Source organism: Okeania sp. SIO2B9 (assembly GCF_010672505.1).
GTDB lineage: Bacteria > Cyanobacteriota > Cyanobacteriia > Cyanobacteriales > Microcoleaceae > Okeania > Okeania hirsuta.
Genome location: NZ_JAAHGK010001069.1, coordinates 1 through 2,709 on the forward strand (window position 1 = coordinate 1; position 2,709 = coordinate 2,709).

The 2,709-nt window shown below is 34.6% G+C and carries 2 protein-coding genes and 1 pseudogene; all 3 read left to right on the forward strand.

Going from position 1 to position 2,709, the window contains the following annotated elements; translation table 11 throughout:
• Positions 1–1,250 (forward strand): annotated as a pseudogene (locus F6K13_RS27310) (hypothetical protein); the annotation flags it as partial.
• A gap of 19 nt (positions 1,251–1,269) precedes the next feature.
• Positions 1,270–2,262: a hypothetical protein gene (locus F6K13_RS27315; protein ID WP_287289025.1), complete on the forward strand. Its 993-nt coding sequence runs from the start codon at positions 1,270–1,272 to the stop codon at positions 2,260–2,262.
• Between the two features lie 278 nt (positions 2,263–2,540).
• Positions 2,541–2,709: UPF0175 family protein (locus tag F6K13_RS27320; protein WP_287289027.1), on the forward strand; the 169-nt coding region annotated here is incomplete at its 3' end.

Genomic DNA, 2,709 nt, shown 5'->3' on the forward strand with positions numbered 1-2,709 from the left:
TCTCAGCAATTCGCTTTAGAATTGCTGAGGGTAAACATACTGATGCTGATTTGGAAAACTTGCCCTATCTAATGAGTGCTAATAGCATTGACACTGTTATAAGTTTGATTAATGATATTGCAGGTAAAAATGTTGTTGATAAGATTGAGGCAGATTATATTGGTCGTATCCAAATTGCCGATGCTATTTATCAACAGTGGGATGATGAAGCTATTAAGGCTATAGTAAGAGCAATTAAGCAGTTTGACTGGCAATGTATTGCTAGCTTTACAGAGAATTATTTCAGTGAGACTGTGTTTCAATCTACTGGAATTAGTCTAATTGATAATTTGGCAAAGCCGATGATCGATTTTTCTGAACAGAATACAATGAAGCAAGGGTTAAAGGTAGCTTTTAGTCCAAATCAAAACCAGGAATATTTTATCAGTGGTGGAGACCAAATTATTAAACTTTGGGATAATCAGAAAAAAACCTGGAGAATACAACAAGAAATTTATACCTCACACCCTACAGATTTATGGTTTACCTCTGTAGCAATTAGTCCAGATGGTCAGAAATTTGCTGCTTGCAAAAGCTATCAAATAAAAGTTTGGCGTTTTGGAGAAACTAATCCAATTCACGAATTAGGCAAAACTCTTTTGAGTAATTTTTTTGACTTTGAAGGTTTTGACTCGGTTACTTTTAGTCCAGATGGAAAAGTTCTGGCAGCTAGCGATAATCAGGATATTAAATTATGGGATGTGGAAACAGGAAAGGAAATAGCTAAGTTATCAGGACACTCAGATAAAGTTACTTGTGTAGCTTTTCACCCCAAAAACAAACTATTTTTGGCAAGCTGTAGTTACGATAAAACTATCAAGGTTTGGAATATTGCAGATGGAGAGTGTCTAGGTACGCTGAAAAAGCATAAAGATGCTGTTATTACTGTTGTTTTTAGTCCTGACGGAAAATTGCTTGCTAGTGGTGGTAAGGATAACAGCATTAAATTGTGGAACCTTGGTAAGGGAGAAACAGATGAGCTAAGACAGCACTCAAAGGCTGTTACTTGTTTGATGTTTAGTCCAGATGGTAAAAATTTAATCAGTGGGGGTGAAGATGGAAAAATTTTAGATTGGAAACTTTCAGATAAAGAATCACAACTTTTTCCTGAAGAACATCGTCGGGGAGTTACATCTATTGCCATGAGTCCAGATGGAAAAACAGTAATTAGTAGTGGTAGAGACCAGACAATTAAAGTTTGGAGAAAGTAAAAAGTAGAGGTTAAATCAAATGGCTAAAAATAGTTTGAGTGAGGATGAATTTAAAAAATTAGTAGAAAGACTTTCTCACAGGAGAAATGAACTTGAAGGTAGAATTACAATTGACTCTGTTCGAGAGACTTTAGCAGAATTAGGATTATCAGATTTACTTCGTGAAAATGATATTGAGGAGGTTCGTAAACAAGTGAGTAGAGAATTTCAAAAACGGCAATGGCAAAATTATTTTACTTTTGCCGTAATACTAATAATTGTAGTAGCTCCCTTAGCTGCTTTTGGCGGTTATAAACTTAGACAATATATTGTGGCTAACCTTCCTCAATTGGTAGGGTTAAATGAAACTCCAGATTCATCAAGACTTTTGGAACTAGAGACACAAGTTGAGAAACTAACAGCTAATCAAACTGAACTGGAAAATCAACTAAAAAGTTCTCAGAATGAAAAGGATGAACTAAACGAGAGGATACAAGAACTGGAAGTTGAAAACAAAGATTTGAAAAATCGTACCAATACCCCAACTTCGACAACTGTCACAAGTCCTTCAATTGAAACAACTGACACAATTGAAACAACTTCGACTTCAGCATCATCCTTAGCGCCCTTTGAAGCTCAAGGTCTTGTCTATGAACTTAAGGGTTGCCAAAAATCTAATGTTAGTCCAAACAGTCAAACAATTAGCTGTACTCTATTAATCACAAGCAAACAAGAAAACGTTAAGTTCAATTTGCATTCAAATTATTCTGGAACTTGGAGAAGTAGGATATTTGAGGCAGGTCAAGAATATATAGCAACACGAGTTGAATTAGGAACATATAGTGGCAGAGGAGGTATTGTTAGCAATAATTTGATAACAGACGTACCGATAGAAGCTACTATTACTTTTGATAATGTGTCAATTGAAGTCAACAATATAGAAGTTTTTCAAATTAGTTCATGGTTAGAAAGTTCTTACTACAAAAACGGTATCAAGGTTGAGTTTCGTAATCTTTCTTTGTCAGAAAATTAGTAACTAACACTAGCAACCATAATAAGGAGTTAAGTTAACCACTATTCTGAAGTCAATTAGGTATTTCATAAAGGTTTGTGCATCTATCGTATTTTTCAGGTTTTAATTTCATGCTTATTAGGTTAACATATTTGACCCTAGAGGGAATATTGGCCTGGAAAAAAGGATTAGGTTTTTAGCAGAAATAATGGTAATATTGTTATTAGGATATTGTCTCAAATATCCATCAAAACTTCTACTTTATATGATTAAATCCCAGTGATTGTACATAAATAACCATGTCAGAAATTACTATTAATTTACCAGAAGAAATTTTTTCTGCCCGTCGTTTAGCTCCTGAAGAATTTGTTCAAGATATGCGTTTAGCAGCAGCTATATATTGGTATCAAAAAGGGGAAATTTCTCAAGAAAAAGCAGCTCAAGTTGCCGGGTTAAACCGTCGAGATT